Below are 22,858 nucleotides of genomic sequence, written 5' to 3' on the forward strand. Positions count from 1 at the left end.
GGCAAAGCGAGATGTGATTTTGGGATCGGCGGCAGGCAAAACCGCCGGAATTCCGACCGTGTTTCGGAAGGTTCCGAGCGGTGGTATCACGCACTGCCGCCCATCACCCCCTCACCCCCTCACCCCCGTCACGCCGTAACGGTGTCGCCGACCGACGATACCGAGGTCCGCTTCAGTCGGTGGCGGGAGGCGTCGACAACGCTGAGGGCGCCAGGTCACGTACCGACGCGTTCGGCATGGTAGCAGGCACCACCGGCAGGCCCTCAGGGGCGCCCAGAATTACGTGGATGCGGCCGTCGCGGGAACCGTTCACGCGGGCATTACCGAGTTTCGCGTTGCCCGCTCGTACAAGGCGGTTCCCCGGCGTCGCGTCGCCCCCGTCGGGACTGAAACGCCGGTACAGCGCCAGGACTGCCGCAACGTAATCCCGCGTCTCGGCATAAGGGGGAATCTGGTCCGCATGTCGCGCCACGGCACCCTCACCCGCGTTGTACGAGGCCAGCACCAGTTCGAGACGGTCGGGATAGCGCGCTTGCAGGTCTCGCAAATAGCGTGCTCCTGTCAGCACATTGATTCGCGGATCAGTGAGCTTCTCTGCCACCGTGCGACGCGCGTCCGAGCGCAATCCGTAACGCTCGCCGGTCGCCGGCAACACCTGCATCAGACCGACGGCGCCTTTGGGCGACACTGCATCGCTGTCAAATCCCGACTCCGCCGCAATGACCGCCTTCAGCAAGGCCGCATCGACGTGAAATTTCTGTGCGGCCTGCGAAATCACGGGCGTCAGTTTTTTCAGATTGGGATGACGCGACAGGGCATCGTAAAGACGCGAGCGGTCGCTGCCGCTGACCGTGTCGCCTTGCGCTTGCGTACGCCAGTCGACACTGCCGTCGTGACCGACGACGAGCCGATAGCGCGCATCGAGTTTGCGCGCCGCGAGATGCGCCACACCGTTTTCGTCGACGTAACCGTAGAGTTCGGCGTGCGCGAGCGGCGTTGCGATAAGCAGCATGGCTGCCAACGCGGGACCTGCGAGTTGCCGCAGAGAGACTTTTTGGCGGCACGCACGCATGCGCGCCGCCATCGAAACTCGACTATTGCTGACCTTTGACATGCACCTTGATCGTCTGGCTCATGGCCGGACCGTACGACTGGTGCGCACCGTTGGCGAATTGCATCGTCAGCGTGTGATCGCCCGGCGTCAGATCGACGCTCGTCTCGGTCTGCCCTTTGCCGAAATGCAGGTGGGTCTCGTCGGTGGGAACGACCTGACCTGCCGGAACCGGATCGCCGTCGATGATGAGATGGTGATGGCCGGTTTCGGGCACCATTTCGCCCGCCGGTTTGATCGCCATGCCCGCGACGCCGAACTTGACCACCACCGGGTTCGAAACCGTCGCGCCATTGGCAGGCGAGACGAAGAAGACGCGCGGCTGGGCCGACTGTGCCAAGGCGGTAGCGCTTGCGCCAGCAAGCAGCATCGGCACGAAAATGCAACGCATAGAACGCAACATAACGCGACTCCCGGAGGGTGAAGGCTGGATTATCCCACTATGTGAGCACTCACGCTGGTTTGCTCGACGCGAGTGCGGCGAAAATGCTTTTTCCCACAGCCCCGATAAGCGCCAACACCCCGCCGGGCGGGGCGCTGCGGCATTTTCCGCTCAGATGTCGGCTTCCACTTCATTGCCCTTGGCTTCGAGCCAGCTACGGCGCTGCGCCGCCTCGCCCTTGCCCATGAGCATGTTCATGCGGGTCACGGTCGCGTCGAAATCGAGGTGTCCCAATGCGACCGGGCTCAAACGACGCGTGTCGGGATTCATCGTCGTTTCCCACAACTGCTCGGCGCTCATTTCGCCCAGCCCCTTGAAGCGGCTGATGGACCACGCGGATTCCCGTACGCCGTCCTTGCGCAGCTTGTCGAGAATCGCTTCGAGTTCGCCCTCGTCCAGCGCGTACAGCTTCTGCGCGGGCTTCTTGCCACGCGCCGGGGCATCGACACGATACAACGGCGGGCGCGCCACGAACACATGTCCCTTGGCGATCAGTTGCGGGAAATGGCGGAAGAACAATGTAAGGAGCAGCACCTGAATGTGCGAGCCGTCCACGTCGGCATCGGAGAGGATGCAGATCTTGCCGTAACGCAGATTCGACAAATCGGGGGTGTCGTTCGCGCCATGCGGATCCACACCGATCGCCACGGCGATATCGTGCACTTCGTTGTTCGCGAACAGACGATCGCGTTCGGTCTCCCACGTGTTGAGGACCTTGCCGCGCAACGGCAGAATCGCCTGAAACTCCTTATCGCGCCCCATCTTCGCCGAACCGCCCGCTGAGTCGCCCTCGACCAGGAACAGTTCGTTGCGCGTGATGTCTTCCGTCTCGCAATCGGTCAGCTTGCCCGGCAGCACCGCCACGCCCGAGCTCTTTTTCTTCTCGATCTTCTGGCCGGCACGCGTGCGCGCCTGCGCCTGACGAATCACGAGTTCGGCCAGCTTCTTGCCATGCTCGACGTGATGATTGAGCCACAGTTCGAGCGCGGGGCGCGTGAACGACGACACGAGACGCACCGCGTCACGGCTGTTCAGACGCTCCTTGATCTGCCCCTGGAACTGCGGATCGAGCACCTTCGCCGACAGGACGAACGACACGCGCGAGAATACATCTTCCGGCAACAGCTTCACGCCCTTGGGCTGAAGATTGTGCAACTCGATGAAGCCGCGCACCGCCTGGAAGAGCCCTTCGCGCAGCCCGGACTCGTGCGTGCCGCCGGCGGGCGTCGGAATCAGGTTGACATAGGATTCGCGCACTTGTGCGCCGTCTTCCGTCCATGCCACCACCCATGCCGCGCCTTCGCCTTCGGCAAAGCTGTCTTCGCTGCCGTCCGCAAAACGTTCGCCTTCGAACAGCGGAATGAGCGGCTCGGCGCCGCCGAGCGACTCGACGAGGTAGCCACGCAGGCCATGCTCGTAGAACCACGTCTGCGCTTCGCCGTTCTTTTCCTGACGCAACGTCACACGCACGCCGGGCAGCAGCACGGCCTTCGAGCGCAGCAGACGTTGCAACTCACCCAGCGGTAGCGTCGGGCTGTCGAAATACTTCGCATCGGGCCACACGGTCACACGCGTGCCGCTCTTCTTTTCGCCGCGTTGCGCCGCGCGCGAGTGGAGCGCCACGTTGACGTTGCCGCCATCGGCGAATTCAAGCTCGGAGACCTGACCGTCGCGCCAGACCGTGACGGCCAACCGCGTCGCCAGCGCATTCGTCACCGACACCCCCACCCCGTGCAAGCCGCCCGAGAAGGTGTAAGCGCCGCCAGCAGCCTTGTCAAACTTGCCGCCCGCGTGCAGACGCGTGAACACGATTTCGACCACCGGCACGCCTTCTTCCGGGTGGATGCCGATAGGAATGCCGCGGCCGTCGTCCTCGACACTCACCGAACCGTCCTTGTTCAGCGTGACGAGAATCTGCTTGCCGTAGCCGCCGAGCGCTTCGTCCGAAGCGTTGTCGATGACTTCCTGAATGATGTGCAGCGGATTTTCGGTGCGGGTGTACATGCCCGGGCGTTGCTTGACCGGCTCAAGGCCCTTCAGGACCTTGATGGACGCTTCGCTGTACTGGGCAGGCGTATTTTTTTTCGACATAGCGTGACTGAATTGGGGTTCGATGCCCGGCGATTATCCACATTTCCTGTGGACAACCACGGGGAAAACCCATTAACACATGGCAAAAGTGACGCCGGATCAACGACTTGTGTTGCGGCGCCCACATAATGGGCACTCGGGGTTCGCGCAATGTCGGCCGACGGTTCGGCAAACACGACACCCCGGATGAATCGCGGCCTATTGTACTGTCACTCGCGGCGCGCTCGAATGACATCGCCAACCGCCTCATGGCATCCAACGAAACGCGGCCGGAAAACCGGCCGTCATTCCCGATGCCCGCGATGCGGCGGCTCGCGCGAACTTACGCGCTCTCGCCGCGTTGCTTGGCTTCGAGCACTTCCCAGCGTTCGAGCGCTTCGAGCAATTCCAGTTCAATCGCTTCGAAACGTTCGGACAACGCCGCCCCTGCTGCCGGATCTTTCACAAAGATCGAACCGTCTTCGATCTTTGCCGCGGCGTCCTTCTGCTCGTTTTCCAGCGACGCGATGCGCTCTGGCAGTCCGTCGAGTTCGCGTTGCTCCTTGTAGCTGAGCTTAACTGTCCGGTTCGTGCCGCGCTTGGGCGCCCCTGCGGCTTCCTTCGGCGCATCGTCCACCGGCGCACGCTGCGCGGCGAGCGCCGCAGAACGCTCGCTCTGAACCTGCCAATCGGTAAAGCCACCCACGTATTCACGCCAGTTGCCATGGCCCTCGGCGGCAATGACCGACGTCACCACATTGTCGAGGAACGTGCGGTCGTGGCTCACGAGGAACACGGTGCCGCTGTATTCCTCCAGCAGTTCTTCGAGCAGTTCGAGCGTCGGGATATCGAGGTCGTTGGTCGGTTCGTCTAGCACCAGCACATTCGCCGGACGCGCGAACAACCGGGCGAGCAACAGACGATTGCGCTCGCCGCCGGAGAGCGACTTCACCGGGGAGCGCGCACGCTCCGGGGAGAAAAGGAAGTCGCCGAGATAGCTCATGACGTGCTTGCGCGTGCCGTTGATCTCGATCCAGTCGCTGCCGGGGCTGATGGTGTCGAGCAGATTACGCTCCGGGTCGAGTTGGGCGCGCATCTGATCGAAATACGCCACCTGAAGATTCGTGCCGACGCGGATCTGCCCGCTGTCCGGCGTGATCTCGCCGAGGATGAGCTTGAGCATCGTCGTCTTGCCCACCCCGTTGGGGCCGACCAGGCCAACCTTGTCGCCCCGCATGAGCGTGGCCGAAAAGTCCCGAACGATAACGCGTCCACCGTAGGACTTCGTCACGTTGGTGAGTTCCGCCACGATCTTGCCGGACTTCTCCGCCTGCGCCACGTCCATGCGCACGTTGCCCTGCTGCTCACGGCGTTCGGCGCGCTCGGTACGCATCGTTTTCAGGCGCTCGATACGCGACACGCTACGCGTGCGTCGCGCCTCGACGCCTTTGCGAATCCACACCTCCTCCTGCGCAAGCAGTTTGTCGAACTTCGCGTTCTCCACCCGCTCGATTTCCAACTGCTCAGCTTTACGTTCCTGGTACTGCGTGAAATTGCCGGGGTACGAGAGCAGACGTCCCCGGTCGAGTTCGACGATGCGTGTAGCGACGCGATCGAGGAAGCTCCGGTCGTGGGTAATGAACAGCAGCGCGCCGCGATAGTTGACGAGCAACTCTTCAAGCCAGCGAATCGCGTCGAAATCGAGATGGTTCGTCGGCTCGTCGAGGAGCAGCACGTCGGGCTTGGCGACCCAGGCCTGCGCGAGCGAGACGCGCTTTTGCATCCCACCGGACAGCGCGCCCACGCGGGCATGCCCGTCGAGTCCGAGTTGCGCAATCGTCGTCTCCACGCGTGTCTTGAGTTGCCAGGCGTCGGCCGCATCGAGCGACGACTGCAAGGTGTTCAGACGGGCGAGCAAGGCATCGTGCTCCGCCCCTTCCGGTGCGACTGCCAGCGCCTCGGCCGTGCGGTCGTATTCCGAGAGCAGTACGTGCGACTCCCCAAGACCGAGCGCGACGGCGTCGAACACGGACTGCTCGGGATCGAACTCCGGCTCCTGCTGAACATAGACGGTATGCAACCCGGCCTGACGCGCCACCAGACCGTCGTCGGGCGATGTAAGGCCGGCAACGATCTTGAGCAGCGACGACTTACCGGCGCCATTGCGGCCGATGAGCCCGACGCGCTCACCGGCTTCGAGCGAAAAATCGGCATTGTCGAGCAATGCCAGGTGACCGAACGCCAGTTGGGCGCCGGTGATGGAGTACAAGGCCATGTGTCGGGAAAGTCTCTGGAACGCGTGAACCGCGATGGGAGATATTGTAGTGCCGGGCGCGATGCCCCGGCCGATAAAGCGTGATGCGCCACGAACCTGCGTTCGATGGCCGCAGCGGCGCACCCGCTGTCGGATCACGCCTGCCGGGCCACCGGGCGCACCATCTCGATATGCAAGATGCCATCCTCGTCGTACGGCTCGCTCGCTTTGACGAAACCGAACGCACCGTAGAATGCCTCCAGATGCGCTTGCGCGCCGATGCGCAAGGCCGCCGTTGGCCACTGCGCATCGGCAATCGCAACGGCCCGCGCGAGCAACTCGCGTCCGAGCCCCGTGCCGCGATGGGACGACGCCGTGATCACGCGTCCGATCGACGCTTCCTCATAGGCCAATCCCGGCGGCAAGAGGCGCAGATAGGCAGCGATCTGCTGTGCGTCCTGTGCAACAAGGTGAAGGCTGCGCGGATCGCGTCCGTCGATGTCCTGATACGGGCATTGCTGCTCGACCACGAAGACGGCGTTGCGTGCGGCCAGAATGCGATAAAGCAGCGCGCTGCCCAACTCGTCGAACGACTTGCACATCCATTCCATTACCGACGCTCCAGCCTTTGCATTGAGAAAGGCGGGACTATAGCACCGTCGCAAAGCGACGATGCCAAGATCGCGCACATCGGATGGATGGGGGGAGAAAACGGGAAAGCGCGGCGAAACGGCTGGGAAAGCGCCGGGAAGCCGACGGAAAAGCCCGAGGAACGGCGTCTGACTTACTGGTAGTAGACGATGCCTTGCTCGATGTCGGCACGGGCGTTGCGCTCGGCGTCGGCGAGGGCGTTTCCTTGCGTGGCGAAGCCGTAGGCCGTTTGCACCTGATAGGCGCCCACTTTTTCCAGGCCCTGCTGCGTCGGACGGTGAATCTCATAGAACGCGTCCCAACGGGCGTTGTCTCGCTCGATAGCGTGGACGCTGTACTGGAATTCCTGATATTGCGTTGTTTTCATTTTGTATCCTTCTTTACTGCAAAAAATTTGACTAATAACTATCCCTCTCGAATCGGCTTACGGTGTTGAGAGTGCAAATTTGCACAAATGTTTCCGTGAAGTGCACGCAGCGTAGCTGTCAAATATGACAGTCGCACGACAAAAAGGTGACTGACATACGACAACGAACGCGACGGAACGTTGCACACGGCGCAAGACCGTATGCGCACCGACGACGCGCAAAACCACGCGCCATTCGAGCGTTCTTTACGACTTCCTGTTTCGGGGAACGATGGTCGACCGTCTTTTCGTAACGGCGACTCGAACGTCTAAGCGTTCAGAGTGACATGCGTCGACACCTATCGTGCGACACATCTGTAGTGATTTTCGTGCCACACGCTGGCCGACACCGGGCGGATTCGGCATCCGCCGGGCATTTTATGCCACGTGGACTGCGTCTAACGCACCCGAAGTTGACGGGCGGATGAATGCAGTTGACGAATCATATCAGAAAAATGTCGGGGCTGCACCAAAGTGCGTCGCCCCGTCATGGGCCGGCCCGCGATCAGGGCGACGCCTGAGCGTCGTCCATTTGCCGCAGCACCCAGTACATGTACCCCGCGAACGCGCCGAAAATCACGTGGCCGGCTACCATCGCCCACCCGCGCGACGCGATGAACCACGGGAACATCTGGGTCATCACATAGAAGTTCACGACATAGACGATCAAGCCGAAGATCCCGCCGGCAATCGACACGGTGACGACGTCCGAATCGAGCCGGAACGGTGCGATGATCGCCCCCAGCACCACGCCCAGCACGACACCGATGGCCGCATGGACCATCAACGCCATGGCGACGATGGACAGGTCGAACGTGGCGGGCTGCGACACAATCCCCGGACCCAGCACGATGGCTGCCACCATACGGGGCGGCACCCACGGGCTTTGGCCCGAGACGAGCAGCACCATGAGCATTTCGACGGCGGAAAAGAAGGCGCAGGCCACAAAGCCGGCGACAGCGGCAGCCGCCCAGTCCGGCGAGCGGTGCGTATAGCGATGCGAGCTGAGATGCAGTTCCATGATTTCCTCCGTTGAGGGACGCTCACAGAGCCGCCGGCACGACCGGCAGTGTTTCCAGCATAGGACACAATCCGGGAAACATGTCCGGGTGAGCCGGTCGTCTTCCTTATACTTGTCGGCAGGCCTCGCATTGGGCGGGCCGCTTAGGGAGATGTCTCATGGGTAATACATCCGGCTTTCTCGCTTTGCTCGTCAGCATCGTGCTCATCGGCATACCGGTGTGGCGCATTCTTTCCCGGCTCGGCTTATCGCCCTGGTTCACCGTGCTGGCCTTCATCCCGATCGTCAACATCATTTCGCTCTGGCTGCTCTCGTACGCCAACTGGCCGGGCCAGGGCGCGCCGGTCCAGTCGAGCTGAGTCTGCGAAATGAATCGACACGGAGCGGCATGACCCGGCATGACGCGACATCATGGTGCGATGTCGCGTCATGCGGTGGTCCTTTACGTGACGTCGCGTGGCGCCGAGATGACGCTCGCCCGTGGTGCAGTGCGGTACGGTAGAATATTCGCCAAACTCCAAACACTGGACAGGCATGAGCACAGAGCTGAACGCGGCATCCAATTTCATCCGCAACATCATTGACGAGGACAATCGTTCGGGCAAATGGGGCCAGCGCGTCGAAACGCGCTTCCCGCCGGAGCCGAACGGCTATCTGCACATCGGTCACGCCAAGGCCATCTGCGTGAATTTCGGTATCGCGCGCGACTACGATGGCGTGTGCCATCTGCGCTTCGACGACACGAACCCCGAGAAGGAAGAAACCGAATACGTCGACTCGATCATCGACATGGTCAAGTGGCTCGGCTTCAGCTATCAAACCCCGCAGAAGGAGCATCTTTACTTCGCGAGCGACTACTTCGAGCAACTGTATCAAGCCGCCGAGATTCTGATTCAGCGTGGCAAGGCTTACGTCGACAGTCAGAGCGCCGAAGACATGCGCGCCAATCGCGGCACGCTCGTCGAACCCGGCAAGGATTCGCCATTCCGCAGCCGCTCGGTCGAGGAGAACCTGGACCTGTTCCGCCGCATGCGCGCGGGCGAGTTTGCCGATGGCACGCATGTGCTGCGTGCGAAGATCGACATGGCGTCGCCCAACATCAACCTGCGCGACCCGGCCATCTATCGTATTCGTCACGCGCATCACCACCGAACGGGCGACGCCTGGTGCATCTACCCGATGTACACGTACGCGCACCCGCTCGAAGATGCCATCGAGAACATCACCCACAGCTTGTGCACGCTGGAGTTCGAAGATCAGCGTCCGTTCTACGACTGGGTGCTCGGCGAGTTGGCTGACGCGGGCATGTTCACCCGCCCGACACCGCAGCAGATCGAATTCGCCCGTTTGCAATTGACGTACGCCATCACGAGCAAGCGCAAGCTGCGTCAGTTGGTCGACGAAAAGCACGTCGACGGTTGGGACGATCCCCGCATGCCGACGCTCGTCGGTCTGCGCCGTCGTGGCTTCTCCCCCGAGAGTCTGCAACTGTTCTGCGATCGCATCGGCGTGGCCAAGTCGGCGTCGTGGATCGACATGAGCATTCTCGAACAGGCACTGCGCGACGACCTCGACCCGAAGGCCCCGCGCGCCACTGCGGTGCTCGACCCGCTCAAACTCGTCATCGACAACTACCCCGAGGGCAAACAGGAGGACTGTCAGGCACCGGTGCATCCGCACTTCCCTGAGCGCGGCATGCGTACGTTCCCGATCTCACGCGAGCTGTGGATCGAGCGCGAGGACTTCCAGGCCGAGCCGGTCAAGGGCTTCTTCCGTCTGTTCCCGGGCAACAAGGTGCGCCTGCGCTACGGGTATGTGGTGGAATGCACGGGCTTCGATACGGATGCCGACGGCAACGTGACGGCCGTGCACTGCAATTACTTCGAAGACAGCCGTTCGGGTACGCCGGGCGCGGACAACTACAAGGTCAAGGGCAATATTCACTGGGTCAGTGCACCGCATGCGCTGGCTGCGGAAGTCCGCATCTATGACCGCCTGTTCCTCGATCCGAATCCGGATGCCGGCGACAAGAACTTCCTCGACGCCATCAATCCGAACGCCAAACGCGTGACGCAAGCCTACGTCGAGCCGGGCATGCTGAACTTCGCTCCGGAAGATCGCGTGCAATTCGAGCGTCACGGGTACTTCGTCGCGGACCGTCACGATTCGGCGCCGGGGAAACCTGTTTTCAACCGGATCGTCTCGCTCAAGGACAGTTGGGCGGTGAAGCCGGCCAAGGGCGGCGGCAAGTAAGCCACCCCGGACATTCGATCCTCGCTGAATCAAACCCGCGCCCTCGTGCGCGGGTTTTGTTTTTCGGCAGTGCCGACACGTGGTATCGGCAATTCAAATACCGACTATAACGAGGCAACTCGCCCGGCAATGAGGGTTCGGCGTAAGCTCGCGGCCATCGCCCCTCGGATCATCGCAGCCCGACCCGATGGAGGCCCAAGTCGCTATTGTCGGGTCTGCCCACCCTGTCGTCGTTCCGACCATGTCCGTGCCACGCTCGTCTTCCGTATCGACGCCGCCCACACCGGTCGCCTCGCCGTCGCCGGTCGGCAAGCAGCGCTGGCTGATTGCCGAGCTGCGCGCGACGATGTCCAACTTTGCACAGATTTACTTTATGCCGTCGGCCGGCCTCGGCGCGTTGCTGTTGGCTGTGCTGGCACTGGCCGACCTGCCGGCTGCCGTGACGGGGTGGGCCGCCAGCGCAGCCGCATCGGGTTTCGCCATCGCGTTACGCTTGCCGCGCGATCAACGCCGGGCGGGCCTGCTTGGCTATAACAGCGCACTGACGGGCATCGCGTTCGGCGCGTTATGGCAACCGGACGCCACCTTCGCCGCCTGGCTGACCGTGTGCAGCGGCATGACCGTCGTCGTGACCGCCATGCTTGCCCGACACCGGCTGCCCGCCCTGACGGGGCCCTTCGTGGCGGCCATGACGCTATCCTGGGCCGCGCAGCCCTGGCTTGCACTGACGCCACGCATCGGTGCACTGTCGTGTGACGCCGCTACACCGGGCTTCGTCTTTTGTGCCGTGGGCCAGGTCGTCTTCATCGCGCCGCTGGTGTTAGGGCTGCTGACCTGGTACTTGCTGGCGCTCTGGGACTTGCGAGCCACGCTGTGGGCGTTAGCGGCAGCGGTCGCGGTCTGGATGATCTTCACGGCAATGTCGAAGCATTGGCCGCCCATGGCCATTCAGGCCGGCGGGGTCGGCGTCAACGCTTTCCTCGCCGCGCTTGGACTCGGGGTTTTCGGACATCCCCCTAAGCATCGCCTGACCGGCGCCATGCTGGCTGCGGCGATTTGCGTCATGCTGGGCACATGGTTGGCGCCGTTGGGCTGGCCCTATTTCACTTTGCCGTTCAACCTCGCCGTCTGGCTTGTGCTGAGTGTCGCTGCAATACGCAAGCGAGCGCGCAACGCCTAAAAAAAATGCCCGGAACGCTGACGTTCCGGGCACTCGCTCAACGCGAACCCCGTGGTTCGAAGCTGCCGTCTGTGCGGCCAAGGATTTTCTCCAGCTTCCCCGTGTGGTTTTGGCCTGCCCTTGCTCAATGCTGAGCATGTCGAGCACATCATCTGTTGTTTTATTGCTTCCTCCCACGTCCGCTAACGCCCCCCGACGTTGCGAACCGATATCGAAGCCCAGGCCTCTTGCGTGCCGTACCCCTATCAACGGCCGACGACGACAAAAGTTGACCGGGGTATACACGGATCCGGAAGCCCCCTGGGGGACTCAGTCGTCACCGGATTCGCCGCCCGCCCCGGTCGACGCCGCAGGGGTTTTCACGACGGCGTACCGCGCCAGCGTCTCCTTGCGCGCGATATCGTGGGCAACGAGGGGCTGCGGATAGTCGCGCCCGAGCGTCACTTTGGCGTCCGCCAGCGCCTGCGCGTCGGCACGCCACGGCGCATGAATCGCCTTATCCGACAAATTGGCCAGTTCGGGAACGTATTTCCGGATGAAGCGGCCTTCCGGATCGAATTTTTCCGACTGCGTGATCGGATTGAAGATACGAAAATACGGTTGCGCATCGCAACCTGTGGACGCCGCCCACTGCCAGCCGCCATTGTTGGCCGCCAGGTCGAAATCGTTCAACTGACGGGCGAAATACGCTTCCCCGCGTCGCCAGTCGATTCCCAGATCTTTGACCAGAAAGCTGGCCGTGACCATGCGCAACCGGTTGTGCATGTATCCGGTCTGGTTGATCTGGCGCATGGCGGCATCGACCAGCGGATACCCTGTGCGCCCTTCGCACCATGCCACAAAGAGGGCATCGGCGGCCTTGCCTGTGGCCCACTCGATCGCGTCGTAAGCCGGCTTGAATGCGTTGCCCACGACTTCGGGGTGATGGTGCAGGATCATGAAATAAAACTCGCGCCAGATCAGCTCGTTGAGCCATGTCTTCGCGCCATTGCCGGCCTCACCGCCCTGCAGCATGGCCGCATGCGCCTCGCGCGCCAGCGTTCGGATCGAGATCGTGCCGAAACGCAGATGTACCGACAGATAGCTCGGCCCTCGCACCGCCGGATAATCGCGCCGTTCGTGGTAATGCGGCATGCGGGGCAGAAAGTCGTCGAGCAACTGGCGTGCGCCCGACTCCCCCGCGCGAATCGCCATGCGGCGCGCCGCCGGTATGTCGAATCCCATCGATGCCAATGAAGGCATATCCCCCGCACCGCGCGATGGTTTTGCCAGCCGCTTGAGATCGGCCGGCCGACCGTGAGGCGCCAGATCGACGGGGCGGACCTGCTTGAGCCACGCGCGCGAATACGGCGTGAAAACACTGTAGGGCTCACCCTGCGCCGTCAGAATCTCGTTCATCTCGAAGATCACCTGATCCTTGACCGTCTCGAACGCGATATCCGAATCCTCAAGCGAACGCGCGACAGCGCGGTCGCGGGCGACAGCCGCAGGCTCGTAATCGCGACCGGCAAACACCGCCTGCACACCGAGCGATTTGGCCAGCGCTGGGATTTCCCGCGTCGGATCGCCGTGCAGGACGATGAGGCCACCGCCGGCGTCCCCCAAGGTCTTCGCCAACTCGCCGACGCTGTCGTGAATGAATGCCACACGACGGTCGTCGCGCGACAAGGCTTCGAGGATCGTCGTATCGAAAACGAATGCGACATACACCTCGCCGCAGGTCGCAAGCGCTTGCGCCAGCGTCGCATTGTCCGAGCAGCGCAGATCGCGCCGCAGCCATACCAACCCTTTTTGAAATTCGCTCATGTCCGAATGGCGCGACCGAAGTGCGCCGCTGTCTGGTTAAGTCGCAGGTGTTTTGCAGAATCCGGGAGGAATCCGCCAGATCCCGTAACATAGCGAGATCGTGGACTTTACGCCATCGGCCTTGATTACCTCATGACTCGGAAGTATCCGATTTCGGTCTGCCTGCGCCGCATCGCGCCGACCCTTTGCAGCGCGGCGGCCGTCATTATCCTCGCCGGCTGCGCCGCCCCATCGAAACCCCACGGCGATTCAACGGCAGCGCGCCAGACGGCCCCGGACGCCGCCACGTTGCGCGAGCGTCATCTGGCCGCGGCCGACGCCGCTGCGGACCAATACCGCACCTGCCTCTACGGCCACGTCGCGCGGTACATCCATCTCGTGCCGGACCCCGCCCGTCTGGCCGACGAAGCCGCCGCCGAATGCGCACCGATTACCGAGCGATTTCGCCGCGAGCGTCAGGCAGCCATCGTGACGTACACCTCATCATCGGACGCCGCCCAGCAAGCCGACGCCGCCACCCTGACACTTCAGGCCGATGGACTGCGCGTGGCCCGCGCACGCGCCACGGAGTTGCGCGCGCTTCAATGAAGTCAAGCACCAACTTCAATCGCACGCTTCAGTTACGTAGTGACCCGAACGTGCTTTCCCTAATCGGGCAAGCCCCGATTGGCGAAATACGGGCAGGTGACCAAAATGAAATCGCCCTCTTACGTCCTTTTGGGGGTACTGCGACAACGTCATTTGCCCGCTTCGGCGGGCATTTTTCTTCGGCATCCACAAGAATTTGCCCAGGACGTTCAGGGTGAGGAGACTGCGATGTGCGTCTTCCGCAAAAGCGTCGAGGTCACTTGTCGTCGCGCACACGCGGCGCCGGCGCGTCCCCGTCCGGCGAGCGATTTTCCGACTCGTCGTGCCCCAACCATCGGTGTGCGAGCGACTCGAGACGCCCGCCGAGCGCCAGCACGATAAGCAGCAGGACCATGGCCACTAGCGCGATATGCCAGCGCCCGAGACCACAAATGATGCCGATCCCCGTCGTGCTCCAAAGCGCCGCCGCGGTCGTGAAACCATGGACCGACGCGCCGTGGCTGGGCCGGACGATGCACCCGGCACCGAGAAAGCCGATCCCGGCCACGATACCCTGCACGACCCGGCTTACCGACGATCCGTCATAGGGCAACGCCGTCCCCGGGAACGGTACGACGGCGAGCACGAACAAGGCCGATCCAAAGGACACGATGGCCAGTGTCCGCAAGCCGACGGACTTGTGATGCAGATTCCGGTTAAGTCCGACCAATCCGCCGAGTATCAGAGCAGCGGTGAGCCGCAACGTGACTTCGATGATCTCTGCCATCCCTCACCTCGCTTGTCTGCGCGATTCAAGATTCAAGTCTGTGTCGTGGCATTATCGCTCGACGAAAGCGATGCGTGATCCGGCCGATGCAGTGCGTCGTGCCCGTCGTCCCAATCGTCGAACAAGCGCAACTGGCGTGACGCCTGTGCTTCGAGCAGTCGCACCCCCACGCCCATCAATCGAACCGGACGACGTTTTCGCCCCACGGCCTCGGCCAGCAGCTCACGGCATTGCGCCGGGTCGACGCCAAGTGCGCCGGCCTCCGCCGTCGTGCGCGAAAAATCCGCGAAGCGAATCTTGACGAACACCTTGGCGATGGCCAATGGCTCGTTGCGACGCGCCCGACCGATCCGCTCGGTCAATTGACGAAGCAAAGGGTCGAGCGCCGCCTCACACTCCGCCAACGTTCGAAGATCACGCGTATAAGTCGTCTCGACGCTGATGGACTTGCGTTCGCGATCCGGGCTGACCTCACGCGTATCGATTCCGCGACAGCGCTCGAACAAGCGTTGGCCGAACACCCCGAAGCGTTCGGTCAGATCAGCCATCGAGTGGCTGCGCAAATCTGCGCAGGAATCCACGCCCAGCGCACGTAGTTTCTCGGCCGTGACCTTGCCAACCCCAAACAGCCGTTCGACGGGCAGCACGGCGACGAACGCATCGACTTGCGCAGGCTTTACGACAAACATGCCATCGGGCTTGCGCCAGTCGCTGGCGATCTTGGCGATGAACTTGTTGGGCGCCACGCCCGCCGACACCGTCAGTCCGACTTCCGATGCGACACGTGCCCGGATTTCTCGCGCAATCAGCGTAGCCGACCCACCGCAGTGCTCACTATCGGTGACATCCAGATACGCCTCGTCCAGCGACAACGGTTCGACCAGATCCGTATAATCGCGATAGATTGCCATGATCCGCTTCGATGCGTCCTGATAGCGCTGCATCGAGGGCGGAATGATGCGAAGCGCCGGGCAGAGTTTCAAGGCTTGTGCTGACGGCATGGCAGAGCGCACCCCGAAGGCTCGCGCCTCGTAATTGCATGTGGCCACGACACCGCGCTGATCCGGCTGGCCGCCCACGGCCAGCGGAATTCCGCGCAGCGACGGATCGTCACGCATCTCGACGGAAGCGTAAAAACAATCGGCGTCGCAATGAATAATCTTGCGCAGGGACTCTGTCATGGTGGGCGGCGAAAATACTGTGCAAATATACAGCATTCGCACATTTCATGCGCTTCATCGGTTACAGTTGTTCCGGCCATCGTATCGACGCACGGCTCGCCGACGAGTCACCGTACTGGCAAGAACTGAAGGAATTGCGCCCCTAACAAGTTCTGCACATAACCGATGCCGGCACGTCGATACTTCTCGTCGAGCATCTCCGCGAGGAGATCGAGCCGGCCGATGATCTTGCCGAACTCACGCTCGAAGCTGACATTGCGTACGTCACCGATCTCGTTGGCCAGCAGTAGCGGTTTGCCCGTCATGTCGCGACGACTCGCCAATAACCACGCCGCAATTTCCACATTGCGAGCTGCGTTGTAAATGCGTTGCGCGTCCAGCCCGTCACTCAGGTAGAACACCGTCGTTCCCCCATGCGCCGCGATGATCGTGTCGGCAAGACTGTAGACGAACGCAGCAACGCGATCTCCGCTGAACGTCGGGTCCAAAGACAGCGACAATGCCCTCACGTCCCGGAGATCCTTCAACTCTGCCAGCGTGCGACGTCCCTCGACGGCGGCACGCAACTGTGCGAGCGCATCGGCTTGCGTCGCCACACCACGCTTGCGCCACTCACGGGGATTTCGCTTATAGAGCTTGTCGGCCAGTAGAAACAAGCTCTCCAGGTTCGCGCGCATGCCCAGCGTGGCCATGCGATTGATATCCGTCTGCGCGAGATCTGCGGTCGTCATCGACGTCGAGCGCACCTTGCCGTGATCCACCGGGACGTCCTGATACGAGGCGCAGCCCGCACATATGACTGCCATCATGGCAGCACTCATGGCAACGCTCCTGGCGCCCCCCGTGGCAGCCCTCGTGACAACGACCGCTGCCCGCCACCGTCGCGCTGCGCGAACCGGCGATGGCCGTGGTGGGAGCGAAGCAAGCCTTCGATTCATAACGGTGCCGTCTTTGAGTCAGCAAAGACTCTACGCGATCAACGCCCTTCTTTCGCGTCTACGCCCGACGAAAAATTGTGACATTCGGTAACGGATTATTATCAGGCGACCTGATCAACCCGTTACCCGTACCTTCACTCGCCATCGCGTGCTCTCCCGAGCCTATCGCCTGTGTGACCTCCTGCGCATCTATGAATCTATGAATCTATGAATCTATGAATCTATGAATCTATGAATCTAGTGCAGCGAATGCCGTCAGAACCGCCCTCAGCCATCGCCCCAAGCGAGTCGGCGTCTTCGCATCAGGGCAGCAACGCCTCTCGCGTTTGCGCAAACAGCGGATGCGCCATCGCCTCCTCAAGGCGCAGTACCGGTGTCACACAGCAATCGGCTTTGGCGAAACGCGCCGTCCAGTCCGCTTGCGAAGCGCTGGCGAACACGACCGCTAACTCAGCCTGAAGCGTTAAGGCGTCCTCGCCACCGATCGCTTGCCCGAGCGACCAGTGACGCGGTTTCCAATCGCTGCGTTCGAGTACATCGCACAACGTCTCCCAGAACTTCAGTTCAAGCGCGCCCACGGCCATATAGCGGCCGTCGAGCGTGCGATACACCTGATAGCACGGCACGCCGCCGTTCAACAAATCCCTGCCCGCGCGCGAAGCCTTGCCTCGACAGTGAAGCGCGACCGCAGGAACGAGGTTCGAACGAAACACTTCGTGCGTCATCGAGATATCGAGCCAGCGCCCGCGTCCGGTACGTTGCGCGGCGACGAGCGCCGCCAGCACCGATTGCACGGCCGCTTGTGCGCCGCCGTACAGGTCTCCAATCTGAAAATTCGGCACGATGGGCGCATCCCTCGCGTCGCTGAGTTGATCGAGCACGCCCGCGTAGCCGATGTAGTTGATGTCGTGCCCGGCTGCTTGCGACATCGCCCCTTGCTGCCCGTAGCCCGAAATCGACGCCATCACCAGCGAAGGCCGAATGCGCGCCAGTGTCTCGAAATCGAACCCCAATCGCGCCATGACGCCAGGCCGGAACCCTTCGATCAAGATGTCCGCATGGGCGACATGATCCAGAAAAATCGCACGGTCGTCGGCCTGCTTGAGGTCGAGTCGCTCGACCGACTTGCCACGGTTGAGCAGTCGCCAGAATGCGCCAGGGGCAGACTCCCCTTCACGCAACATCATCTCGCGGGCATAGTCACCTGCGCCCTTGTCTTCGATCTTAATGACATGCGCCCCCATTTCCGCGAGACGCAATCCGGCCAGCGGGCCCGGCAAAAGGCGCGTCAGATCAAGGACGGTCACACCGGACAGCGGTCTGTCCGGTGCATCATGCGACGAAAACGATTCGCGGGCATTGGCGGCGTCGAGAGCTTCGGTCATGGCGTGGATGTGGTGACGGTGGATGTTCGTACCGTACCGCGCTCGTCCATGGCGCCGCAAGCAGACAACACGCCGAAGTCCTTCGGACAATGCCTAAAAACCGAGCCCTTCAGCGGCGACTGGCACCGTCTTGCCCAAAAACGGGACCGGCGGGGTCGCCCGCACCGGATACGTCGTCCGGCATCGATCCGTCCGCCGGTCCCGCCACCACCCCCTCGCTCAACAGGCGCGCGATCTGGTTATCGAGATATCCCAGATCCCGCAGAATCTCATTCGTGTGTTCGCCTGACGCCGCTAATGGACGGCGCGCCGGCAGGCGTTGCCCTGCCATGGTGATCGGTAGCAACGGCACCTGCGTACGCTCGCCGTCGGGGGTCGTCAGATCGCCCAGACCACCGCTCGCCAGCAAGTGGGGATCGTCGAACAATGCCTCCGGCTTCACGATCGGCGCAAACGGCAGCCCGTGGCGCTCGAACGCCGCAGCGAGGTAATCGGCGTCGAAACCCCGCATCATGTCGCGCAGCAACGGCAGCAACCAATCCCGGGCAAGCACCCGGTCGTTGTTCGTCGCGAGTCTCGGGTCGTCCGCAAGATCCTGACGGCCGAACACGTCGCAGAAAACGCGCCATTGACTATCGCTGACGACGGCCAGGAATATCTGGACACCATCGCGTGCGGCGAACACGTCGTAAACACCCCAGGCGGACACGCGCGCCGGCATCGGGTCGGGGGCGGTGCCGGTAACTGCGTACTGCTGCATGTGCTGCGCCGCAAGCAGAACGCAATTCTCGAAGAGCGCTCCCTGCACTTCCTGCCCTCTGCCCGTCGTCTTGCGTTCATAGAGCGCCGCCAATGCGGCGAGCGCGCCGAATACGCCGCCCATGATGTCGTTGACCGATGTCCCCGCACGCAACGGTTGTCCAGGGGGGCCCGTCATATACGCAAGTCCCGCCATCATCTGCACGACTTCATCAAGTGCCGTACGCGCCGCATAAGGACCGGGCAGAAAGCCTTTGAGCGAGACGTAGACGAGCGCCGGGTTCAACCGCGACACGGTCGCATAATCCAATCCGATCTGACGCATGCGCCCGGGTTTGAAATTCTCCGTGAGTACATCCGCCGTACCGACCAGCCGCAGGATCAATTCCCGGCCCTCGGGGCGAGTGATGTCCACGGCGAGGCTACGCTTATTGCGGTTGAACGTTCGAAAAAAACCCGCGCCGGTCCCTAGCAGACGCCGCGTGGCGTCGCCACCGACCGGCTCGACCTTGATGACGTCGGCACCGAGATCGCCGAGCACCATACCGCACGCCGGCCCCATGACCATATGAGAAAACTCCACGACTCGAATGCCTTTCAACGGCATTGGCGCCGTGGGAGATGCGTCCTGCATCGGCTAACCTCCGGGACCCGCTCGTGACGCCTCACCGCTGCGCCACGCCGGCGTGCAAGCCGTGTGCACGGTGCGCGCAGTGTGCGCCGTGTGAGAAGCGAATCCATCGCGTCGTAATTGATCGAAGCCGACGATATACCCCGCCAGGGCACTCGCCGCCACCGTGGCCGGACTGCCCAGCCACATTTGCCCCGGGCCTGAGCGTCCGGGGAAGTTCCGGTTCTGCGCACTGATGACGACGTCGTCCGATGCCGTCGAAACGCCGGGCCCCGCGTTGACACAGGCCCCGCAGCCCGGTGACAGCATCGTTACGCCTGCGGCCGTGAACACAGCTGCGTAGCCCTGCGCCTCGCACCATTGGCGAACGTCTTCGCTTCCATACTGCAAATAAAAGCGCACGCCATCGGCGACGCGGTGGCCTTGCGACAGTCCCCAGGCGAGCACGTCGTGGCACGCCCGCAGATCGTCGCGCTTGCTCCCGGTACACGATCCGCCATAAGCGATATCGATCGGTACTGCCGCCGAGAGCTCGGCCAGCGCCACGCCGTTCCCCGGATCTCCGGGACTCGCCACCATCGCACCTAACTGCGCACAATCGATTTCAATCACATGCGCATACGACGCCTGCGTATCGCTCGTCATCCACGCCTCCAGCGTTACTTCGATTCCGCGTCGCTCCCGCAAATACCGTACGGTTTCGTCGTCGGGCACGATCAGCCCGGTCAGCCCTCCGATCTCGGCCACCATGTTGGTCAGCGTGGCGCGCTCGTCGGTCGACAAGTGTGCTACGGCCTCACCGGAGAATTCGATGATTTGCCCGATCGCGCGGCCATCGCGGATGTACGGCAAATGAAGCAGATGCAAGGCGAGATCCTTCGCACCCACGCCCGCCGGCAAGCGCGAGCGCAGATGGACAAGGCAGGTGCCGGGCACCGCAAGTCGCGCATCCCCGGTCAGCCAGGCATTCGCCATCTCCGTGGCGCCCACACCGAAAGCGAAAGCGCCGATGGCGCCGCAATGGGGCGTGTGAGAGTCCGTGCCGACAATGACTTGTCCCGGCAGCGCATAGCGCTCCAGCATCAGCGCATGGCATATCCCCTCCGAGCCGCCGCCTGCGGCGCGTCCATGAAGACGCAGACCGTATTGCGCGCAAAACTCGCGTTGGACCGTACCTAAACGCTGCGCCGCATCCACGATCTGCGGTGAGCGGCTGCCATCTTCTGAAAGCGCGTCCAGATGTGTCAGATGATCCTCGAAGCACAGCACCGTGGCCGGCTCGTGCAATTCAGGGACGTCGCCGCCGAATGCGTGGCGCAGGAAGCTCACTGCCATCGGCGTGACGTATTCATGAGAAAAACGCCAGCTTGCGGGGACGAACACCGCATCTCCCGCCCTTACGCGGGCAACGCCCAACGCTTTCGCGACGATCTTTTCGCCGTAGGTCATGGCGCCCGCCGCATGCGCAGGCTGCGGCGGCGCGATATCGCCCGACAACCGCCGTCGCGTATAACCGAACAGCCCGCCGCTGCGCACGACAGCCTCGCCCAACGGATCGCAATCCTCGAGAAATGCGTCGATCGGGATTGCCTCCCCGTTCTGCAACCGCTCCGCCAGCGTGAGATCGGTCGACATCAGCAGCCCCAGGTTCTGGCAATTTTGCGCATAAATGCGCTCGAAGCTTTCCGCAATCACGATACGGATGCCTGCGCACCATTCGGCAAACGGACTCGCCTCTCGCGACGAGCCTTTGCCTCGCCGCAGCCCGGCCACCGACAACGCGAAGCCTCCTTCGCGCACCGCCTTCGGCTTGACGGGAAAAACGCCCGCCGGGTCTGCGGTGTCTTCGTTGCACCGTAAGCCCACGTAAGCGTAGTCGCCCAGCGACTCGTCGAACGCAAGACACGCGCGGGCGGGCGTGATTTCGTCGGTGGATATCTGGTCGCGCAGCGCGCCGGCCTCTGCCCGCGTCAATACTTCGCCGGCCAGTTGGCGGTCAATCGCCTCGGCCCGGTCGCTCAACCACAGCACCCGACCATTCAATTGCACGGTGGCTTGCATGAGATCGCTCCTCGAATGTTCCCGCATGGGTTCACCCGTTGGAATTGCAAGTTACGTGCCGACGCCGCAGGCGACAGCGAGGGAAAAGTAAAGTCATGATGTCCAAACGCTCGTTCGTCAGACAACACTCAGGGGTATTGGCGATTCGCCTGCGTGGCAAACGTATTCGTCCACGTGTCGCCCAACCGGATCTGCGACCGTTGAACCTCGGGTGAGAAGGCGCTCAGCGCCCTGAGCGCCGTCGCCGGCCCATCGGCCGGCATCATGCCGTCGGGGGAGAAGGCCTCACGACAATTGGCGAACGCCTTGAGATAGAGCACCTTGTTGCCGAGCAGATAAGGCTCGGGCACCGTCTTGAGCAATTGCGCTGCCGATGCATGTTGCAGCCACTTGTCGGCCCGCACGATCGCGTTCGCTAATGCCTGTACCGTTCTCGGATTTTTCTGAATGAAGTTTTGGGGTGCATACATCACGGCCGCAGGCATCGGACCACCGAACATTGCGCGGGTGCCTGCCTGCGTACGTGTATCGATCAGCACCTTCACGTCGCCCGACTCCTGCAACAACGTCATCATCGGATCCACATTGGAAACCGCGTCGATTTCTCCGCTGCGCGTCGCGGCTACGACGGTCGCACTGCTCCCCACGCCAACGATCGATACATCGGTCGGTTTCAGTCCGACTTTCGTCAGTGCAACGCTCACCAGCATGTGCGTACTGGACCCCGGCGCGCTCACTCCGACACGCATGCCCTTCAAATCTTTGACCGACGTCACTTCGTTGGCCCTGCGCTTGACGACGCCAAGCACGAGTTGCGGCGCTGCCCCAAGCACGACGAACGACTGGTAGGTCAGTCCCTTGGTCTGCATGAGCAACGTATGCTCGAACGCACCGGTCCCCACATCGGCGCTGCCGCCAACGACGGCCTGCAACGCCTTCGAGCCGCCCGCGAAGTCCTCGATGGTGACATCAAGCCCCTCGTCCGCGAAGTAGCCGAGTCGCTCTGCGATGGTGAGGGGCAAGTAGTAGAGGCCGGGCTTACCGCCCACGGCGATGGTGATCTTCGGCTTTTCGAGCGGCTGGGCCGGTGCAGCGGACGCCCCGGCGCTCAGGCTGAGAGCGATAAAGCCCAACGCCATCAGCGTAAGCACGAGAATCAGACGTCCCACGGCTTCGCGCACGCGGCGCGCTTCGGCATGTGTCATCGCGTGTCTCCTCCCGCATAAGGCGGGATACAGGCGCGCCCCGGCTCGTCGGCCGGAATCGCTATCGGCTCCCAGAGCATCCGCCGCCCGCGACACCTCGACAAGAGGTGTTTCGGCATGCCAGACGTCGCGGTTCACGATGGCTGTTCT

The 22,858-nt window shown here is 62.5% G+C and carries 19 protein-coding genes; 4 read left to right on the plus strand and 15 right to left on the minus strand.

The window, feature by feature from the left end:
* Window positions 1-172: 172 nt before the first annotated feature.
* From PAN31108_RS08625 to PAN31108_RS08655, 7 genes are all read right to left on the minus strand, one after another.
* A complete protein-coding gene (locus tag PAN31108_RS08625; RefSeq protein ID WP_246183841.1) occupies window positions 173-1,012 on the minus strand; it encodes a transglycosylase SLT domain-containing protein in 840 nt (279 codons plus the stop codon).
* A gap of 82 nt (window positions 1,013-1,094) precedes the next feature.
* A complete protein-coding gene (locus PAN31108_RS08630) occupies window positions 1,095-1,514 on the minus strand; it encodes a DUF4399 domain-containing protein (protein WP_217426289.1) in 420 nt (139 codons plus the stop codon).
* A 150-nt stretch (window positions 1,515-1,664) separates the two neighbouring features.
* Complete coding sequence (locus tag PAN31108_RS08635) at window positions 1,665-3,644, minus strand: DNA topoisomerase IV subunit B (protein ID WP_150668451.1); 1,980 nt, start codon at window positions 3,642-3,644, stop codon at window positions 1,665-1,667.
* Between the two features lie 322 nt (window positions 3,645-3,966).
* Complete coding sequence (locus PAN31108_RS08640; protein WP_150668452.1) at window positions 3,967-5,898, minus strand: ATP-binding cassette domain-containing protein; 1,932 nt, start codon at window positions 5,896-5,898, stop codon at window positions 3,967-3,969.
* A gap of 134 nt (window positions 5,899-6,032) precedes the next feature.
* Window positions 6,033-6,488 (minus strand): GNAT family N-acetyltransferase, encoded by a 456-nt coding sequence (locus PAN31108_RS08645; protein WP_150668453.1) that lies wholly within the window; start codon window positions 6,486-6,488, stop codon window positions 6,033-6,035.
* A gap of 173 nt (window positions 6,489-6,661) precedes the next feature.
* Window positions 6,662-6,895 carry a hypothetical protein gene (locus tag PAN31108_RS08650; RefSeq protein WP_150668454.1) on the minus strand — a complete coding sequence of 78 codons (234 nt, stop codon included), beginning with the start codon at window positions 6,893-6,895 and terminating at the stop codon, window positions 6,662-6,664.
* A 544-nt stretch (window positions 6,896-7,439) separates the two neighbouring features.
* Entirely contained in the window at window positions 7,440-7,955 is a 516-nt protein-coding gene (locus PAN31108_RS08655) for a hypothetical protein (protein ID WP_150668455.1), read from the minus strand.
* A 158-nt stretch (window positions 7,956-8,113) separates the two neighbouring features.
* Here PAN31108_RS08655 and PAN31108_RS08660 point away from each other — a divergent pair, with 158 nt between their 5' ends.
* From PAN31108_RS08660 to PAN31108_RS08670, 3 genes are all read left to right on the plus strand, one after another.
* The gene (locus tag PAN31108_RS08660; protein ID WP_150668456.1) at window positions 8,114-8,314 is read left to right on the plus strand and encodes a hypothetical protein; all 201 of its coding nucleotides are present in this window, start codon (window positions 8,114-8,116) and stop codon (window positions 8,312-8,314) included.
* A gap of 175 nt (window positions 8,315-8,489) precedes the next feature.
* Window positions 8,490-10,208 (plus strand): glutamine--tRNA ligase/YqeY domain fusion protein, encoded by a 1,719-nt coding sequence (locus tag PAN31108_RS08665; protein WP_150668457.1) that lies wholly within the window; start codon window positions 8,490-8,492, stop codon window positions 10,206-10,208.
* A gap of 241 nt (window positions 10,209-10,449) precedes the next feature.
* On the plus strand, window positions 10,450-11,388 hold the full coding sequence (locus tag PAN31108_RS08670; RefSeq protein WP_174994900.1) for an urea transporter: 939 nt from the start codon (window positions 10,450-10,452) through the stop codon (window positions 11,386-11,388).
* 309 nt (window positions 11,389-11,697) lie between these two features.
* Here PAN31108_RS08670 and PAN31108_RS08675 read toward each other — a convergent pair whose 3' ends face one another.
* Entirely contained in the window at window positions 11,698-13,194 is a 1,497-nt protein-coding gene (locus PAN31108_RS08675; protein ID WP_150668459.1) for a cryptochrome/photolyase family protein, read from the minus strand.
* Window positions 13,195-13,326: 132 nt separating this feature from the next.
* Between PAN31108_RS08675 and PAN31108_RS08680 the strand changes: the two genes are divergently transcribed.
* Window positions 13,327-13,782 (plus strand): hypothetical protein, encoded by a 456-nt coding sequence (locus PAN31108_RS08680; protein ID WP_150668460.1) that lies wholly within the window; start codon window positions 13,327-13,329, stop codon window positions 13,780-13,782.
* Window positions 13,783-14,038: 256 nt separating this feature from the next.
* Here PAN31108_RS08680 and PAN31108_RS08685 read toward each other — a convergent pair whose 3' ends face one another.
* From PAN31108_RS08685 to PAN31108_RS08715, 7 genes are all read right to left on the minus strand, one after another.
* Complete coding sequence (locus tag PAN31108_RS08685; RefSeq protein WP_150668461.1) at window positions 14,039-14,548, minus strand: MgtC/SapB family protein; 510 nt, start codon at window positions 14,546-14,548, stop codon at window positions 14,039-14,041.
* Between the two features lie 32 nt (window positions 14,549-14,580).
* Entirely contained in the window at window positions 14,581-15,729 is a 1,149-nt protein-coding gene (dinB, locus tag PAN31108_RS08690; RefSeq protein WP_246183842.1) for a DNA polymerase IV, read from the minus strand.
* A 107-nt stretch (window positions 15,730-15,836) separates the two neighbouring features.
* Window positions 15,837-16,550, minus strand: coding sequence for a hypothetical protein (locus PAN31108_RS08695; protein WP_246183843.1), 714 nt, complete (start codon window positions 16,548-16,550; stop codon window positions 15,837-15,839).
* A gap of 419 nt (window positions 16,551-16,969) precedes the next feature.
* Complete coding sequence (locus PAN31108_RS08700; RefSeq protein ID WP_150668462.1) at window positions 16,970-18,052, minus strand: CaiB/BaiF CoA transferase family protein; 1,083 nt, start codon at window positions 18,050-18,052, stop codon at window positions 16,970-16,972.
* Between the two features lie 109 nt (window positions 18,053-18,161).
* Window positions 18,162-19,445, minus strand: a complete 1,284-nt coding sequence (locus PAN31108_RS08705) for a CaiB/BaiF CoA transferase family protein (RefSeq protein WP_246183844.1) — start codon at window positions 19,443-19,445, stop codon at window positions 18,162-18,164.
* Window positions 19,446-19,448: 3 nt separating this feature from the next.
* Entirely contained in the window at window positions 19,449-21,503 is a 2,055-nt protein-coding gene (locus PAN31108_RS08710; protein WP_150668463.1) for an aconitase family protein, read from the minus strand.
* Between the two features lie 128 nt (window positions 21,504-21,631).
* Entirely contained in the window at window positions 21,632-22,708 is a 1,077-nt protein-coding gene (locus PAN31108_RS08715; protein WP_150668464.1) for an ABC transporter substrate-binding protein, read from the minus strand.
* Window positions 22,709-22,858: the final 150 nt, after the last annotated feature.

The organism is Pandoraea anhela (genome assembly GCF_902459655.1).
Classification (GTDB): Bacteria; Pseudomonadota; Gammaproteobacteria; order Burkholderiales; family Burkholderiaceae; genus Pandoraea; species Pandoraea anhela.

Excerpts from the sequence above, each read along its gene's own strand:
- PAN31108_RS08710 (WP_150668463.1), bottom strand. The coding sequence starts at position 21,503 with ATGCAAGCCACCGTGCAATTGAATGGTCGGGTGCTGTGGTTGAGCGAC.
- PAN31108_RS08670 (WP_174994900.1), top strand. The coding sequence starts at position 10,450 with ATGTCCGTGCCACGCTCGTCTTCCGTATCGACGCCGCCCACACCGGTC.
- PAN31108_RS08700 (WP_150668462.1), bottom strand. The coding sequence starts at position 18,052 with ATGACCGAAGCTCTCGACGCCGCCAATGCCCGCGAATCGTTTTCGTCG.
- PAN31108_RS08685 (WP_150668461.1), bottom strand. The coding sequence starts at position 14,548 with ATGGCAGAGATCATCGAAGTCACGTTGCGGCTCACCGCTGCTCTGATA.
- PAN31108_RS08665 (WP_150668457.1), top strand. The coding sequence starts at position 8,490 with ATGAGCACAGAGCTGAACGCGGCATCCAATTTCATCCGCAACATCATT.
- PAN31108_RS08675 (WP_150668459.1), bottom strand. The coding sequence starts at position 13,194 with ATGAGCGAATTTCAAAAAGGGTTGGTATGGCTGCGGCGCGATCTGCGC.
- PAN31108_RS08635 (WP_150668451.1), bottom strand. The coding sequence starts at position 3,644 with ATGTCGAAAAAAAATACGCCTGCCCAGTACAGCGAAGCGTCCATCAAG.
- PAN31108_RS08705 (WP_246183844.1), bottom strand. The coding sequence starts at position 19,445 with ATGCAGGACGCATCTCCCACGGCGCCAATGCCGTTGAAAGGCATTCGA.
- PAN31108_RS08695 (WP_246183843.1), bottom strand. The coding sequence starts at position 16,550 with ATGAGTGCTGCCATGATGGCAGTCATATGTGCGGGCTGCGCCTCGTAT.
- PAN31108_RS08625 (WP_246183841.1), bottom strand. The coding sequence starts at position 1,012 with ATGCTGCTTATCGCAACGCCGCTCGCGCACGCCGAACTCTACGGTTAC.
- PAN31108_RS08655 (WP_150668455.1), bottom strand. The coding sequence starts at position 7,955 with ATGGAACTGCATCTCAGCTCGCATCGCTATACGCACCGCTCGCCGGAC.
- PAN31108_RS08650 (WP_150668454.1), bottom strand. The coding sequence starts at position 6,895 with ATGAAAACAACGCAATATCAGGAATTCCAGTACAGCGTCCACGCTATC.
- PAN31108_RS08715 (WP_150668464.1), bottom strand. The coding sequence starts at position 22,708 with ATGACACATGCCGAAGCGCGCCGCGTGCGCGAAGCCGTGGGACGTCTG.
- PAN31108_RS08645 (WP_150668453.1), bottom strand. The coding sequence starts at position 6,488 with ATGGAATGGATGTGCAAGTCGTTCGACGAGTTGGGCAGCGCGCTGCTT.
- PAN31108_RS08630 (WP_217426289.1), bottom strand. The coding sequence starts at position 1,514 with ATGTTGCGTTCTATGCGTTGCATTTTCGTGCCGATGCTGCTTGCTGGC.
- dinB (WP_246183842.1), bottom strand. The coding sequence starts at position 15,729 with ATGACAGAGTCCCTGCGCAAGATTATTCATTGCGACGCCGATTGTTTT.
- PAN31108_RS08640 (WP_150668452.1), bottom strand. The coding sequence starts at position 5,898 with ATGGCCTTGTACTCCATCACCGGCGCCCAACTGGCGTTCGGTCACCTG.
- PAN31108_RS08660 (WP_150668456.1), top strand. The coding sequence starts at position 8,114 with ATGGGTAATACATCCGGCTTTCTCGCTTTGCTCGTCAGCATCGTGCTC.
- PAN31108_RS08680 (WP_150668460.1), top strand. The coding sequence starts at position 13,327 with ATGACTCGGAAGTATCCGATTTCGGTCTGCCTGCGCCGCATCGCGCCG.